General features: G+C 66.1%; 16 protein-coding genes. 6 read left to right on the forward strand and 10 right to left on the reverse strand.

What is annotated here, in order from left to right; all coding sequences use genetic code 11:
- Nucleotides 1-18: 18 nt before the first annotated feature.
- Nucleotides 19-297, reverse strand: coding sequence for a hypothetical protein (locus ACTWPT_RS26515; RefSeq protein ID WP_443180154.1), 279 nt, complete (start codon nucleotides 295-297; stop codon nucleotides 19-21).
- A gap of 395 nt (nucleotides 298-692) precedes the next feature.
- Between ACTWPT_RS26515 and ACTWPT_RS26520 the strand changes: the two genes are divergently transcribed.
- The 3 genes from ACTWPT_RS26520 to ACTWPT_RS26530 all read left to right on the forward strand — a co-directional run bounded on the left by ACTWPT_RS26520 (nucleotide 693) and on the right by ACTWPT_RS26530 (nucleotide 5,300).
- A complete protein-coding gene (locus ACTWPT_RS26520) occupies nucleotides 693-1,178 on the forward strand; it encodes a hypothetical protein (protein WP_443180155.1) in 486 nt (161 codons plus the stop codon).
- Nucleotides 1,179-1,404: 226 nt separating this feature from the next.
- Nucleotides 1,405-4,953, forward strand: coding sequence for a DNA polymerase III subunit alpha (dnaE, locus tag ACTWPT_RS26525; RefSeq protein ID WP_443180156.1), 3,549 nt, complete (start codon nucleotides 1,405-1,407; stop codon nucleotides 4,951-4,953).
- Entirely contained in the window at nucleotides 4,950-5,300 is a 351-nt protein-coding gene (locus ACTWPT_RS26530) for a DUF6300 family protein (RefSeq protein WP_443180157.1), read from the forward strand. The genes dnaE and ACTWPT_RS26530 overlap by 4 nt, the downstream gene beginning before the upstream one ends.
- Before the next feature lie 80 nt (nucleotides 5,301-5,380).
- Here the strand turns inward: ACTWPT_RS26530 and ACTWPT_RS26535 are convergent, their stop codons facing one another.
- The 7 genes from ACTWPT_RS26535 to ACTWPT_RS26565 form a co-directional block, all read right to left on the reverse strand.
- Complete coding sequence (locus ACTWPT_RS26535) at nucleotides 5,381-5,563, reverse strand: hypothetical protein (RefSeq protein ID WP_443180158.1); 183 nt, start codon at nucleotides 5,561-5,563, stop codon at nucleotides 5,381-5,383.
- A 40-nt stretch (nucleotides 5,564-5,603) separates the two neighbouring features.
- Nucleotides 5,604-6,173: a hypothetical protein gene (locus ACTWPT_RS26540; protein ID WP_443180159.1), complete on the reverse strand. Its 570-nt coding sequence runs from the start codon at nucleotides 6,171-6,173 to the stop codon at nucleotides 5,604-5,606.
- The gene (locus tag ACTWPT_RS26545; protein WP_443180160.1) at nucleotides 6,170-6,838 is read right to left on the reverse strand and encodes a putative 2OG-Fe(II) oxygenase; all 669 of its coding nucleotides are present in this window, start codon (nucleotides 6,836-6,838) and stop codon (nucleotides 6,170-6,172) included. Before ACTWPT_RS26545 ends, ACTWPT_RS26540 begins: the two co-directional genes overlap by 4 nt.
- Complete coding sequence (locus ACTWPT_RS26550) at nucleotides 6,835-7,596, reverse strand: aKG-HExxH-type peptide beta-hydroxylase (protein ID WP_443180161.1); 762 nt, start codon at nucleotides 7,594-7,596, stop codon at nucleotides 6,835-6,837. Before ACTWPT_RS26550 ends, ACTWPT_RS26545 begins: the two co-directional genes overlap by 4 nt.
- Entirely contained in the window at nucleotides 7,593-8,324 is a 732-nt protein-coding gene (locus tag ACTWPT_RS26555) for a hypothetical protein (protein WP_443180162.1), read from the reverse strand. The genes ACTWPT_RS26550 and ACTWPT_RS26555 overlap by 4 nt, the downstream gene beginning before the upstream one ends.
- Before the next feature lie 174 nt (nucleotides 8,325-8,498).
- Nucleotides 8,499-8,846: a hypothetical protein gene (locus ACTWPT_RS26560; RefSeq protein WP_443180163.1), complete on the reverse strand. Its 348-nt coding sequence runs from the start codon at nucleotides 8,844-8,846 to the stop codon at nucleotides 8,499-8,501.
- A gap of 195 nt (nucleotides 8,847-9,041) precedes the next feature.
- The gene (locus ACTWPT_RS26565; protein WP_443180164.1) at nucleotides 9,042-9,482 is read right to left on the reverse strand and encodes a recombinase family protein; all 441 of its coding nucleotides are present in this window, start codon (nucleotides 9,480-9,482) and stop codon (nucleotides 9,042-9,044) included.
- Between the two features lie 157 nt (nucleotides 9,483-9,639).
- Here ACTWPT_RS26565 and ACTWPT_RS26570 point away from each other — a divergent pair, with 157 nt between their 5' ends.
- Genes ACTWPT_RS26570 through ACTWPT_RS26580 form a run of 3 tightly spaced genes read left to right on the forward strand, consistent with a single transcriptional unit; the run spans nucleotide 9,640 to nucleotide 13,538 of the window.
- Nucleotides 9,640-11,427, forward strand: a complete 1,788-nt coding sequence (locus tag ACTWPT_RS26570; protein WP_443180165.1) for an ElyC/SanA/YdcF family protein — start codon at nucleotides 9,640-9,642, stop codon at nucleotides 11,425-11,427.
- Complete coding sequence (locus ACTWPT_RS26575) at nucleotides 11,369-12,169, forward strand: WbqC family protein (protein WP_443180166.1); 801 nt, start codon at nucleotides 11,369-11,371, stop codon at nucleotides 12,167-12,169. The genes ACTWPT_RS26570 and ACTWPT_RS26575 overlap by 59 nt, the downstream gene beginning before the upstream one ends.
- A 46-nt stretch (nucleotides 12,170-12,215) precedes the next feature.
- Nucleotides 12,216-13,538 carry an IS630 family transposase gene (locus ACTWPT_RS26580; RefSeq protein WP_443180167.1) on the forward strand — a complete coding sequence of 441 codons (1,323 nt, stop codon included), beginning with the start codon at nucleotides 12,216-12,218 and terminating at the stop codon, nucleotides 13,536-13,538.
- A gap of 102 nt (nucleotides 13,539-13,640) precedes the next feature.
- Here ACTWPT_RS26580 and ACTWPT_RS26585 read toward each other — a convergent pair whose 3' ends face one another.
- Together ACTWPT_RS26585 and ACTWPT_RS26590 are read right to left on the reverse strand one after the other, a co-directional pair.
- Entirely contained in the window at nucleotides 13,641-14,423 is a 783-nt protein-coding gene (locus ACTWPT_RS26585; RefSeq protein WP_443180168.1) for a HEAT repeat domain-containing protein, read from the reverse strand.
- A gap of 168 nt (nucleotides 14,424-14,591) precedes the next feature.
- The coding region (locus ACTWPT_RS26590) for a hypothetical protein (RefSeq protein WP_443180169.1) at nucleotides 14,592-14,773 on the reverse strand (182 nt) is incomplete at its 5' end.

Raw genomic sequence — 14,773 nt, forward strand, 5'->3', positions numbered from 1 at the left:
CCTGGCCGTGACGTTCCGTTATCCCGGCCAGGAGGCCTCGACGGTGGTGCTGGTCTCGGTGGCCAGGTCGTCGATGATCCGCCGGTTGGCGTCCCACCATGCGGCCTCGACGGCGTGGTAGCCGGCGTGGGCGCCGCTGGTGTCGCGGAGGGTGAAGGCGACGGCTTGGCGGACGTCGAGGACGACGCCGGTCTTGGGGCAGGTGATCTGCTGGCTGACGAGGTGCTTGAGGGTCATGCGGTCGGCGGCGGTGTCGGTGTCGAGGTCGCCGAGGATGGCGGCCATCATGTCGTGCACGGTGGTGGCTCCGTTCTGGTATTGCTGGCGTTTTCGCTAGCGAGATTGCGGTCCACTGTTCCCCTGTGGGGTGGTGCGGGGGTCGGGTGGGGGTCCAGCGTCGCAGAGTCCATGCGGATTCGCAGCGACTTCTTTGGGGGTCTCAGACGCTCTCAGAGCGTACGGGGGAAGCGGTTCGATCAGTCACCCGGTGAATGCGCTGTGAGCGCTTCTGGGATGGTCTCGGGACGCGTGCGCGGTCGTGCTGATCAAGGGACACGCTAGCGCTCCCGCAAGTCACCACAGTTGCGCAAAGTGCGCAACGCCAGAAGACTGGAGCCGCGACCGGACTTCGACAGCGGAGGCGAACCACCCTTATGGCCAGCACAGGCAAGGCACCGAGCCGAGGCAAGGCCGTGCCCGAGGCGCAGTTCAGCGAACACGCGCAACAAGCGCGCGCCGCCGCGGCCGAAAAGGCGAAACCGCCAGCGACTCGGCGCCGCATCGGCAAGCCGAAGACCATGTACCCGCTCAACGTGCGCATCCCCCGCGACATGGACGAGCGCATCACCGCCGCCCACGAACGCACCGGCATGGGGCCCCAGACCATCGCCCACGAGGCGATCAACGATTACGCCACGGCGGTCGGCGTACCCGAGGACCTCCCCGTCCCCGCCAAGGATGATCGCCCGTTCCGTGAGCGCACCCCCAAGAAACGCACCTACGGCAGCGCCGAGTACAACGACGAGCGCCAGTTCTCCGTACGCCTCAACCCGCTCACCGACACTCGCCTCACCGCGGCCTGCGACATCACCGGCAACGGGCCGCAGGACTTCGTCCAGACGGCGTTGAACATCTGGCTGCACAGGAAGAAGATCCCCTACAGCGCCCGACAGGATTAGGCACGAAGCGGGACCACGGCCGTAATTACGCTGCGGCTGGGCTAGCTAGCCCCCGCTGGCAACCGGGCGCTGCGAGCCGTATATGGCCACGTCAGCGGGCCGTGCACGGAGCGTGGGCAACAGGGTGGCAACAACCCATGCGACTCTGTATCGCATCGCCCCAACAGCCCCAGGAGAAGGAATAGGCTCAGCCGAGTATTTGGGCCGTTGGGAGTTGGGGGAACGCGTGAGCGACTCGTTCGTGCATCTGCATGTTCATACTGAGTACAGCATGCTTGACGGTGCGGCGAAGATGAAACCGCTGTTCAAGGAAGCTGAGCGGCTCGGGATGCCGGCGATCGCGATGTCGGATCACGGGAACATGTTCGGCGCGTACGAGTTCCACTCGGTGGCCAAGGGCTTCCCCGTCAAGCCGATCATCGGGATCGAAGCGTACGTGGCGCCCGCGTCGCGGTACCACAAGAAGCCTGTCTTCTGGGGTCCGCGGGCGGAGACGGGCGTGGCCGACGGCGAGGGCGGCAAGGACGTCTCCGGCGGCGGCCGCTACACCCACATGACCATGTGGGCCAAAGACGCGAACGGGCTGCGGAACCTGTTCCGGCTGTCGTCCCTGGCCAGCTTCGAGGGCTACTACGGCAAGCCGCGCATGGACCAGGAGCTGATCGCCGAACACGCGGAAGGGATCATCGCCACCACCGGCTGCCCGTCCGGCGTGGTCCAGACCCGGCTGCGGCTCGGCCAGTACGACGAAGCGGTCAAGGCCGCCGGCGAGTACCAGGAAATCTTCGGCAAGGAGAACTACTTCCTCGAGCTGATGGACCACGGCATCGACATCGAGCGCGAGGTCCGAGCCGACCTGCTCAAGCTGGCCAAGCAGCTCAATATCCCGCTGCTGGTCACCAACGACTCCCACTACGTCACCGAGGACCAGGCCGACGCCCACGACAGCCTCCTGTGCGTCGGCGTCGGCAAGAACAAGGACGACCCGAACCGGTTCCGGTTCAACGGCTCCGGCTACTACCTCAAAACCGCCCAGGAAATGCGGGCGCTGTTCCCTGAACTGCCGGACGCGTGCGACAACACGCTGCTCGTGGCCGAGATGGTGGGCGACTACAGCGAGGTGTTCGCCGAGGTCAACCGGATGCCGGACTACCCGGACGTGCCCGAGGGCGAGACGCAGGAGTCGTGGCTGCGCAAGGAGTGTGAAGCCGGTCTGGCGATGCGGTACGGCACGCCGATCCCGCAGGAGGTGTGGGACCGGTACGAGACCGAGATGAAGGTCATCGGCCCTATGGGGTTCTCCTCCTACTTCCTCGTCGTCGCCGACATCTGCCGGTATGCCCGTGAGAACGGCATCCCAGTCGGCCCTGGCCGTGGGTCCGCCACCGGGTCGATCGTCGCCTACGCCACCCGCATCACTGAGTTGGACCCGCTGGAGCATGGCCTGCTGTTCGAGCGGTTTCTGAACCCGGAGCGGATCAACCCGCCGGACGTTGACCTGGACTTCGACGACCGCCAGCGTGACCGCATGGTGAACTATGTCACCGAGAAGTACGGCGCGGAGATGACCGCGCAGGTCAACACGTTCGGCACGATCAAGGCCAAGGCTGCGGTCAAGGACGCGAGCAGGATCCTCGGCTATCCGTTCGCGGTCGGTGACAGGATCACGAAGGCGATGCCGCCGGACGTCATGGGTAAGGGCGTGCCGCTGGCGGACCTGTTCAACGAGGACCACCCGCGCTACAACGAGGGCACCGAGATCCGCGCCCTGTACGAGTCCGACCAGGACGTCCGCAAGGTGATCGACACCGGCCGCGGTATCGAAGGGCTGATCCGCGGCACCGGCGTGCACGCGGCCGCCGTCATCCTGTCCTCAGACCCGCTGCTCGACCTGATCCCCATGCACATGCGGGACAAGGACAAGGTGATCATCACCGGGTTCGACTACCCCTCGTGCGAAAACATGGGCCTGGTCAAGATGGACTTCCTGGGCCTGCGGAACCTGGGCATCATCGACCACGCCATAAAGATCATCAAACAGAACCGGGGCATCGAGCTCGACACCCTGACGATGCCGCTCGACGACGCCAAGACCTACCAGCTCCTGGCCCGCGGCGACACGCTGGGCGTGTTCCAGCTCGACGGCGGCCCCATGCGGCAGCTCCTCAAGCTGATGGAGCCGACCCGGTTCGAGGACATCGCCGCCGTGCTCGCCCTGTACCGGCCGGGCCCGATGGCGGCCAACGCGCACACCAACTACGCGCACCGCAAGAACGGCCGCCAGGACATCGAGCCCATCCACCCCGAACTGAAGGACGCCCTGGACCCCATCCTCGGCCCGACGTTCCACCTGCTCGTCTACCAAGAGCAGATCATGGCCGTCGCCCGAGAGCTGGCCGGCTACACTCTCGGCGGCGCCGACCTTCTCCGCCGGGCCATGGGCAAGAAGAAGAAGGAGATCCTGGACGCCGAGTTCGCCAACTTCCAGGCGGGCATGCGCGGCAACGGCTACAGCGACGACGCGATCACCGCGCTGTGGGACGTCATGCTGCCCTTCTCCGGGTACGCGTTCAACAAGTCGCACACCGCCGGGTACGGCCTCGTCGCCTACTGGACCGCCTACCTGAAGGCCAACTACCCCGCCGAATACATGGCCGCCCTGCTTACCAGCGTGGGCGACGACAAGGACAAGGCCGCGGTCTACCTGGCTGAGTGCCGCAAGATGGGCATCCAGGTCCTGCCGCCGGACGTCAACGACTCCCAGCTCGACTTCGTCGCGGTCGGCGACACCCAGGTCCGGTTCGGCATGGGCGCGGTCCGCAACGTCGGCTCGAACGTCGTCGAGGGCATCGTCAAGGCCCGCATGCAGAAGGGCCGCTACAGCGACTTCGACGACTTCCTCGCCAAGGTGCCCCTCTCGGTCTGCAACAAGCGGGTCATCGAATCATTGATCAAGGCGGGTGCGTTCGACTCGCTCGAGCACCCGCGCAAGGGCGTGCTCATGATTCATGAGCAGGCCGTCGAGTCCGTGATCGACATCAAGAAGAACGAGGCCCACGGCCAGGACTCGCTGTTCGGTGGGATGGACGACGACGGCGACGACACCGCTTTCACGATCGCCATCCCTGACATGGAGTGGGACAAGAAGACCAAGCTGGACTTCGAGCGGGAGATGCTCGGCTTGTACGTGTCGGACCATCCGCTGGCCGGCACGGAACGGATGCTGGCCCGCAACCGGGACACCACCATCGCCGACCTGCTCGACAGCGGCCGCGAAGACCGGGGCGACGTCACCGTGTGCGGCATGATCACGAAAGTGGACAAGCGGGTCAACAAAGCCGGAAACGTCTGGGCCATCGCGACCGTCGAGGATATGGACGCCGGTGTGGAGTGTCTGTTCTTCCCCAAGAGCTACGAGCTGTACGGGCCGGAACTGCGCGAAGACTCAGTGGTGGCCGTCAAGGGGCAGATCAACAACCGCGACGGCGCTATCTCGATTTTCGCCCAGGACCTCACTCTGCTGGATGTGTCCGGCATCAGCAGCGACGCGCCGGTCACCCTGCTCCTGCGTGAGGAACGCCTCAACCAGAGCATCGTGGACGAACTGCGCAACGTGCTCAAGCTGCACCAGGGACAGGTGCCGGTGCTGATCAACCTGCGGCGGCTGGCTGGCCAGACCGTGACGCTGTCGTTGCCGGAATTCCGGATCAACCCGGAGCCAAGCTTCGCGGCCGACATCAAGCAGCTGTTCGGGCCGGAAGCGATCTCGTTGTGACCGGGCGGCGGCGGATCGACGTCGTCACGTCCCAGGAGCCGCCTTCCTGCCCTCGCTGCGGGCAGGAAGGGCTGCTGCTCGCCCGCGTGCCGTACGGCTGGACGAACGCCGCCGGGACAGCGGTGGACGGCCGGACCGGTGTCGTGCTGTGCGCCGCCTGCGACGCCCAGGTGCCGGGCGCGGATGCCCTGATCACGTGGTTCCATGTGTACGGAAGCGTGGAACCCGACCACACCGAGGAGTTCGCTCGTCTGCTGGTGGCGTGGGCCGAGCAGGTTTCGGTGCCGCTGGTGGACGAGCAGCAGCTGGCGGCCGAGAGCGATCTGTGGAGGCGCGGCGAGCTGTGACCGCCACCCGAACAGGGGCTGGCCCCCGCCGGGGCTCGTCCGGCGGGGGCCAGCTTTGTTTCAGGGGTGCAGCAGGTCCGCTACAGGCGAGTCGTCGTCTGAGCGGTCAGCGCGAAGTTGTTCTGCACCGCGCCGCACTTGTTCGAGTCAGACACGATCGCGCCCTGGCTGGCCAGGGCGAGGTACTGCTGCACCTGGTCGGCGTCAACGGAGACCCCGAGGCTGGGGGCGTTCAGGCCGAGACCGACGTTGTTCGCTTCCATTCCTTTTCTCCTTCGGAGATCGGGTTGAGAACGGAACTACCTATGTGATCGACGTTGCGACCACGACGGCGATGGCTTCTCCTTTCTCGACGGGGACGATGGAGCAGGTAAGCCAACCGGGGACGACGGCCAGCGAGCCGGCGGCCGGAGTGATGGTGAGCTGGCGGCCCCAGGGCAGGCCAGGCATGGCCGTCATGGCGCTCCCCGCGCGGGGGTCGAACACCGCGGCCGTGCCTGCGTCCGCTTCGACCGGCGGGACGACCTCGAGGAAGCACCAGGCGAGGTAGTCGTTCGGCACGGCGAACATCGGCTTCTCGTAACCGCCCAGCCAGATCTGCGCCTCCATCTGAACGTCCGCGACGTGCCGGCCAGCTGTGCCCCCCTCGATCCCTCGCTCGGCGAGGGCGTTCATGTCGGTCACGAACGCATGCCGGAGCATGTCGATGTCGGCGACGGCCTCCCCGAGCGGAAGGGTGGTGAACGAGCTGACCGCGGTGTGGCGGTCCACGATGTTGTCGTGGGCAATGCCGGTCAGATCGATCTGCCGGATGGTGGAGGCGGTTCCCCAGTGGCGGGACACCACTCCCGGCCCGGTGTTGGTGATGGTCATGCCTGTCCCCCTGTCCGGGCGTAGGAGGCGTTCCATGCGATGCAGATTCGCAGGCCGTCCGTGTAGTGATCGGTGGCCTGGACGGAGTGCGGCAGCCAGGACGGGAACGCGACCAGCAGTCCCGGGCGCGGCTCGATCGAAAGCACCCCGGGGGTGACCCCGCGGGCGATCGCCGCCGGGCGGGGGTCGAACATCTGGAGATTCCCGGAGGTGGCGCAGACGCCGCCGCACTCGATGTAGATCGTCCCGGAGTAGATGGAATCGTGGTGCGTGTGCAGCCGATGGGAGCCGCCCGACCGGTAGACGACCGCCCACGCCTCGGCGATCACCCCGTAGGCGTCTTCGACCTCCGGCGCGTGTTCGGCCAGCACATCGTTCGTCATCGCGGATACGGCGTCGCGGATCTGCGTACGCAGCCACGCCACCGCCGGGTGATCCCACTTCAGGATGTCCATGCTGGACTTCTGGGCACCGATCACGCCGAACGTGTGCTTGTCGTCGTCGCGGCCTTCGGCGTCCAGGATGAGATCCCGCAGCGTGCCGATCATCTCCCGGGCTCGTGCCCCGCCATCCTGGGTGTCCAGGTCTGTCAGCCACGCCTGGTAGATGGGCGTCTCCCAGGTGGTCAGCACGACAGCCTGGGTTTCTGCCGCTGTCTGTGTCATAGAGCCTCCTTGAGCCGTTGGGCGAGTGCTCGCCCGGCATCGGTCAAGTCGTCGTCGATGCCGTCGAGCAGGGACAGGCATCCGCGGCCGTAGTCGACCAGGTAGCGGATGTGGTCATCGGTGGCCTGCAGGTCGGCTCCCGCCGAGTCGATCCGGTGCAGGCGGACCAGCGCCGCCGCGACGTGCGCGGCGCCCAGAACCTCGCTGGGCGTGCGGTCCGCTGTTCCCGAGGGCAGGACAAGCTGTTCGGCGCCCTCCCGGGCCAGCCGCCACACTTCTTGAATCATGTAAAGCCACTGGTGGCACAGCTCGTGCGTCACCTGCTCCCGCAGCTCCCGGCAGTTGGCGAACGCGACCGGGGCGAGCAGGACGTGCTGGGGCCAGTCGCGGCAGGACGCCGAGATCGCCCCGTCGTTGGTGTCCAGCAGCAGGAACCGCACCGGGAGCCGTACGAGAGGGCGCCACGCGGGCAGCGTCTCCACCAGTCCGCCGAGTACTTCGTCGATGTCGGTCTGCCTGTCGCGGGAGAGCGCCAGGCCCGGGAGGAGGGGATCCGGGTCGTCCTGCAGGAGCAGTGCACGGCCAGGGTCGAGCCAGGCACCGGCCTGCACTTCGGTCACGCCGTTCAGGCCGCGTTCGTTCGAGCGGACGTGGCGGACCGCCGCGACGGCCGCCAGGAGCTGGCCGAAGTCGAACTTGTCGTCCAGGAACGGCATCCCGGCGAGCGTGTTGATGGGGTCCTTCAAGGTCGTGGTCATGGGGTCGTCACCGTCTTGGCCAGTAGGTGGTGGGTGCGAAGGTGCGGGTGGCTGGCCAGCAGGCCGGGATTGACACCGATCGCGAGGAGGCCGACGCCGGCGCGTCGCCCGGTCTGCAAGCACGGCAGCGGCCACGCGGCCTGCGGGTCCGGCGTGAAGTACATCTTCGGCGGGTCCGTCATGCGGGCGAGCACCTGCGGGCCGCATATCAGCCCGTTGTAGGTGTCGAAGCTGAACCGCTCATGGCCCACGTCGAAGTCGTGGATCAACACGATGCCGCAGGTGATGGAGGCCAGTTCGCGCTCCAGCGGCCAGCTCTCCGCCCAGTGCGCGTCCAGGAAGAACAGCGGCCGCTGGTAGGTGCGGGCGGCGTGCTCGACCAGGAGCTGCGAATCCGTGCAGCTCACGTGCGCGTTGGTCAGGCCGACGAGGCGGTGCCGGGTGAAGTCGGCGTGCTGCTGCACGATGTCGCAGGAGTGCACGGGCAGGTCCGGGTAGCGGCGGGCCAGGTATTCGGTGGTGTCGCCGAGGTAGCAGCCGGTCTCGACGATCGCGTCGCACCTGTAGGCGCTCAGCAGATCATCGACCAGCAGGGCCACGTGGATGTCGAACCCGAACGGGCCGCCGCCGTCAGATAGGCCAATCTGACCGCCCCGGCTGGTGGTGTAGAAGATCTCGAAGGTTCTGCCTACGTGGGCCTGCTGCCGGCCGTGGTGATCGTGCTGCATCAGGTGTCGTCTCCAGAGTTGGGGCAGCGTCGGTTGTCGCTGCGAGACTGTGGGCATGCGCGTCAGGCGCGGCCTGCTTGTCCGTCTGGGAGGCAAAGACGTTCGTGTTCTCTCCTGCCACCGAAGGTCTGGGGTGTGACCCAAACCCGTTGAAGTAGGCGAGCATGATGGCGTTCACGACGGCTCCTCACAATGGATCTCGCGGCCCACGACGGGCTCGATCCTCGCCGTGGGCCGCGAGTCTGGACGGCCCTGCGGGCCAGGCGAATTGGCCAAGCCGTACACGGCCTGGGACCGCCACTGAGCTTGGACGACATCGGTCATGCGACGTAGCAGCTCATCAGGGTGCTCCGCCGTGACCCAGATGCCGCCCGGCGCGCAATGACCCTTATAGAAGGCGACCAAGCCACGATCGCGGAGGGAGTACATCACCCACCAGTCGAACAGGCGCCGTTGCAGCCTTTCGACGTGCTCCTTCCCTACCGCGTCGGCGGCGGCGTCGCTCTCTTTCACAAAGACCATGGGGTTTCTCCATGAGGGATCGGTGAGGGCGCAGGCCGGGCTGGGGCAATGCCGGGCGGGGCTGCCCGGCCTGCGCCGGCAGTGCGGTACGACGGGAAAGACGACACCGGGCCGTCCGCACTGGGCGTGACAGGTGCAGCGCGCGGTACGCCGCTCCGCGCCACGCCACGCTCATCAGTTCGGGCAATAGAGGTGTCAGGCGTTATGGAATCTGGGCGTGCTGACTCGGTCGCGCCGAGGGCTTGCACCGGTCAGCGCCATCACCGACCGGCCGGCGGATGAGGCGGCCGTGCGGAGGGAGCACCGGACGAACAGCAGGCGCGCCCCCATCGCGTCTATCTGTTCGCGTCGGCGGGTGGCAATGTGCTTCTCGCCCAGATGGTGCGCAGTCGGGACGACCACCCCGTACGCGCTGGACAAGAGAAGCACATCCAGCAGCCCGGCAAATGCCGGATCGTCTGCCGTCGTGCCGCCTCGATCGGTGAAGATGCCGCAGAGCTGCAATTCGTGCTGGTCGCAGTACTGGGCGAGCGTCACCGTGAGGGCGGCGTGTCGTTCCGGCGTTGAGCGATGCAGCCTCAGGTAGCCGTAGACGATCGGACCGTCTACTGGATGCTGTTCGGTGAGTGTCCACAAGGTAGCCGTCCTTCCCGTGGCCGGGGCTGATGACCCGCTCTTCGAGCATGGCCAGCGAGGGCCTGGCTGCATACGAACCGCTGTCGCACTTCTGTTGCACTTCCGTGGGCTCTCGGCACTTCTCCGTGCTTCCATGGCCGTGGAAGGGAGCAGCGCCGTGACGACCGTGCACGAGTGGACCGGCCTCGAAGCACATGCGCTGCGTCTTGCCCTCCGGATGAGCGTGCGCGTGTTCGCGCAGCACCTAGGCGTGGCTCCGCGTACCGTGGCGAAGTGGGACCATCTTGGCGTCGCTACTCGGCCGCGTCCGGATACTCAAGCGATCCTCGACACCGCGCTCTCTCGTGCGGACTCGGCGGCCCATCTGCGGTTCGAGACTCTGCTGCTGGAACTCGGTCAGGGCGCGGATCAAGGGCTGCGAGTCACTCGCGTGGGTCCACGAGCCTGGGACTATGAGACGTGGACGGACGATCTCGACCGGGCCGTGGTCGCGCTCAGCCGCCAGAACTTCAGCTACGCCGCCGACCTGCTGAACAGATGGCTCACTCTCTACGACCCGCATGCCTTGGACGACAAGGGCTTGTACTTGTTCGCACGGTCCACGACGCTGCTGGGCGACCTCCAGCGCGACCAGGGCGCGGTCACCGGCCCGCTGTCCGCGCGCCGCTCCTATCTCAACGCCCGCTCCATCTACGCCCAGCTCGACATTCCTCGCCGCATCGCCCAGTTGAACCTTTCGCTGGCCGTCGTTGCTGAGATGTCGGGCCAATTGGACGCCGCTGCCGAAGAGTATGAGGCGCTGGCCGTCGATGACCGGCTCTCACCACGTGACCGGTCGCGAGCTCGGCTGTGGGTCGGGACCGCACTGAGCAAGAACGGCAAGAATGACTACGCCGCTCGCCTGATGAGGGCGGCTGTCCGCGAGTTCGAGAACCTCGGCGAGCCCGAGGACTGGTCTGTCGCACACCAGAAACTCGCCCTGGCCTGCCGCGGTGCCGGGGACCTGACCGAGGCGCTACGCCTGATTGACCTCGCCCGTGCGAGCGCCGTCACCGACGTGCCCATGCAGCGCGTGCGATTGGAGACGGCTTACGGGCACATCCTGCTTTCTGACCGGGACACCATGGATGATGGGCTGATGATTCTCGACCATGCCGCGCGAGAGGCTGCGCAGCACGGGCTTGCGCACCAACTGCGCAGCATCGAGGGCATCCAGCGGACCATCCAGGGGGAGACTCGTCTTCCTCTGCCACGGCGATCAGGGAGCAGCCGAGTGAGCGTCAAGCAGCAGCAGGTCATCACCGACGAGCAGTGGCGGCACGCCCGCACCATCTGGGACTACCACCAGATGCACCACGACCTGCGCCACTGCGATGCAGCGATCGGCTTGGGCAGCCACGACCTGGGGGTTGCGCGTGCAGCAGTCGAGCTGTATCACGCCGGCTGGTTCCCGCTGCTCGTCTTCTCCGGCGCGACCAGCTCCACCACTGCGGCACGCTTCCCCCGCGGGGAGGCCGTTCACTACCGCGAGCACGCACTGGAACTCGGCATGCCCGATGAGGCGATCCTGCTGGAGCCGAACGCCACCAACACTGGCCAGAACATCAGCTTCTCGCGGGACGTCCTGGCTGATGCGGGACACCACCCTGCATCGGTCCTGCTGATCTCCAAGCCGTACATGGAGCGCCGCGCCTACGCCACTGTGCGCAAGGTGTGGCCACAGGTCGAGGTGGTCTGCGCCTCCGAGCCGCTGGAGCTGGACGGGTATGTCAGCTCAATCGGCGATCCTAAGTTGGTCATCGACATGCTCGTCGGCGACCTCCAGCGCGTGATCGAGTACCCCAAGCTCGGCTACGCCATCGAGCAGCCCGTTCCAGGAGAGGTTCATGACGCCTACCAGGCTCTTCTCCGCGCCGGATTCGACAGCAGGCTCCTCACACCCTGAACCGCTGTACGGCGAGGTGTGTGCGATCCACCAGCCCAACCTCTTCCCTCGGCTCGCGACGTTGGCCAAGCTGTTCGCTGCCGACTACTGGATCGTGCTGGACGACGTGCAGTTCGCGCGGCGCGACTATCAGCACCGCACGCGCCTCGCCTCGCTCGGCGGCTCTGGGCAGACGCGGTGGCTCTCGATCGCCACCCATCTGCCGCACGGCCGTGCCACCTCGATCCGCGGGGCACGTCTGGCCGATCCCGCCCGTTGCAGACGCCGCGTCGCGCAGCTCCTTGCCGATCACTATCGGTATAGCGTCCACTGGCCAGCGTTCAAGCGGCGGCTCGAGCCGGTGCTTGCCGCGTTCGAGAGGACGGACCGGCTGGCGGACGTGACCGAGCTGTCCACGCGTCTGCTGCTGGAGGAGGTCGGGTGGGCGGGGCGAATCCTCCATAGCAGTGACCTGCTCGCTCGCGGCGGACGGTCACAGCGGCTCGCTGACCTCGCCTGGTTGACCGGCGCGACGACCTACCTGTGCGGGACCGGGGGCATGCGATACCTGGAACCGACCGCGTTCCGGGTTCACTCGATCGAGGTCCTCCCGTTCCAGACCCCCACACTGGGCATCTGGGAATCCGCCCGTGAGGTGAGCGCCGTACAAGCGCTGATGCTTTTAGGGCCGTGTGCCCTGAGGGGGGAGCTGGAGGCTCTGCGTGGACGAGTCCTGGAGGGCATTCCCCGACCTGGCCACTAGTGTCATGCGCCTGAAATTCATCGGTTAAGTTCATAAACTGGCGGACATGGCGCATTCAGGACCGTCGGCAGTAGAGATCCATCTGACCGAAGCTGAGCGAGCTCGGCTGATCGGCATGTCCGCAGAGCCGTCACGGTTGGCGATCCGGGCAAAGATCGTGCTGGCCTGTGCGGAGCCGGGATCCAGTAACGCACAGGTGGCGCGAGAGTTGGGCATCGCCGTCGGCACGGTGCGCAAATGGCGTGCCGCCTTCGCCGAGGGCGGAGTGGACACCTTGGTTGATGAGGCCCGCACGGGGCGGCCCAAGGCGGAGTTGACGGTCACCGACACCGAGCGGGTGGTGTTGCAGCGGTGGGCGCGAAGGAGCAAGTCTGCGCAGGTCCTGGCGATGCGCTCGAAGATCGTGCTGGGCTGCGCGGACGGCAAGGACAACCAGCAGATCGCTGCGGAGTTGCGGGTGCACCCGGACACGGTGTCCAAATGGCGTCATCGGTTCCTGCGGTTGCGGCTGGACGGGCTGATCGATGAGCAGCGTCCGGGCCGGCCGCCCTCGATCACCTTGGATCAGGTTGAAGAGGTGGTGGTGGCGACGCTGGAGGAGACACCGAAGAACGCCACGCACTGGTCGCGGGCCTCGATGGCCAAGCGCAGCGGGCTGAGCAAGTCGACGATCGGGCGGATCTGGCGCGACTTCGGGCTCAAGCCGCACCAGGCCGGCACCTTCAAGCTGTCGAGTGATCCGTTGTTTGTGGAGAAGGTCGTGGATGTGGTGGGGCTGTATCACGACCCGCCCGAGCGGGCGGTGGTGTTGTGTGTGGATGAGAAATCGCAGATCCAGGCGCTGGACCGGTCTCAGCCGGTGCTGCCGATGATGCCGGGGATGCCTGAGCGGCGCACTCACGACTACGTCCGCAACGGGATCACCAGCCTGTTCGCCGCCTTCAATGTCGCCGACGGCAGCGTCATCGGCGAGTTGCACCGTCAGCACCGCGCCGCCGAGTTCAAGAAGTTCCTGGCCACGATCGACCAGACGGTGCCGGCCGAGCTGGACATCCATCTGATCTGTGACAACTACGGCACCCACAAGACCCCGGCGATCAAAGCCTGGCTGGCCCGCCACCCCCGCTTCCATATGCACTTCACGCCGACCGGCTCTTCGTGGATCAATCAGGTCGAGCGCTGGTTCGGCTATCTGACCGACCAGCTGATCCGCCGCGGAGTCCACAAGAGCGTCCAAGCGCTGGAGAGAGACATCCGCGACTGGATGGATCAGTGGAACGACGACCCGAAGCCGTTCGTCTGGACCAAGACCGCCGAAGAGATCCTCGAATCCCTCGCTAAATATTGCCGACGAATTTCAGGCGCATGACACTAGTGGTCCCGTGTGTAAGTCCGTCAGGGGTGGAGCTTCTGACTCCTCGTTGGCCAAGATAGAGACCGCCCCGAGGTGCTTTGCCATGGGCGTTTCGCACTAGCGAAGTTTGCCGAGGTGGCCCAAGGCCGCCGCCGCATGCTTCTGAACGCGTGGGGACTCGTCTCGCAGTGCTGCCCGCAGCGGTTCAACCATCAACTCACGGTCGGCGCCGGTCAGTTCATGTCGGTCGGTGACCCATCCGGTCACGCTGTAGCCGACGGTGGAGCGGTAGGCGATGTTGGACAGGTAACTCGCCGCATGCGCCCTGATGGAGGGCTGGAGGGGCTTCGATGCCATCGTCTCGAACAGGGCCCGCAACAGCAGTCTCGACCCGCCCATCTCCAGCAGGGCCCAAGCGATGTAGTCGGCATGAGATGGCATCGGTTGGTCGTCGCTGCTTTCCCTGTGCCACACATGTTCGTTGTGCAACTCGGCGATCAGCGCGCTTTCCGCCTCGGAGCCGCCGAGCACGCCCAGCGCCTTGACGATCTCCCCGGCGACTGGGAACTTCCACCCCTCCTTCGCGAAGACATCGCACAAGGCGGCCACCGCCCGCTTGTCGCCCAGGCGTGCCAATTGCCGTGCGGCCGTAGCACGCACCTGTGCGTCGCCATCCCGCAGTCGGGCACACACGTCCTCGAATGGATTCTCGCGCCGGAATCTGACCTCAACCTCGGCCGCGATGGGCAGATGGCGCTGCCAGCATGCCTCACAAACGAAACGGACTACCTTCGTCTTACCCTCGGCCACATAGACCTGTTCGTATCTCGATAGCGCCGAACCCGTCCGCAGCTTTGCGCCGCACAGTTCGCAGCGAGCCTTCCTCTTCCACCACGCCATCGATCCTCCCCAAGCACTGCACATGTAAGGACAGTAAGATCCGAAAGTCAACCCTCGAGAGACTTCCAGGGTCGACCACTTGCCCTTCTCAGAGGGCGGTTCGCGAGTTGATGCCCCGTTGATCGCTTGCGCTGCATGAGGAGTGCTGGTCACGGGCTCGTTGCCGGGCTATGGACGCGGCTGAGCGAACAATCCTGGCTCGATCTCCACGAGAATGCCTAGGCTGACCAGGCGCTTGAGCTTGGCGCGGGTGTTTTCGATGTTCTTACGCGCCAGGGGCAGGTCCAGGGCCAAACAGAGGTCACGCGCTCGTGAGGGCTGGCCGATGTCGGCCATGAGGGTGAGAATCT

The organism is Nonomuraea sp. 3N208 (assembly GCF_052245935.1).
Lineage (GTDB): Bacteria > Actinomycetota > Actinomycetes > Streptosporangiales > Streptosporangiaceae > Nonomuraea.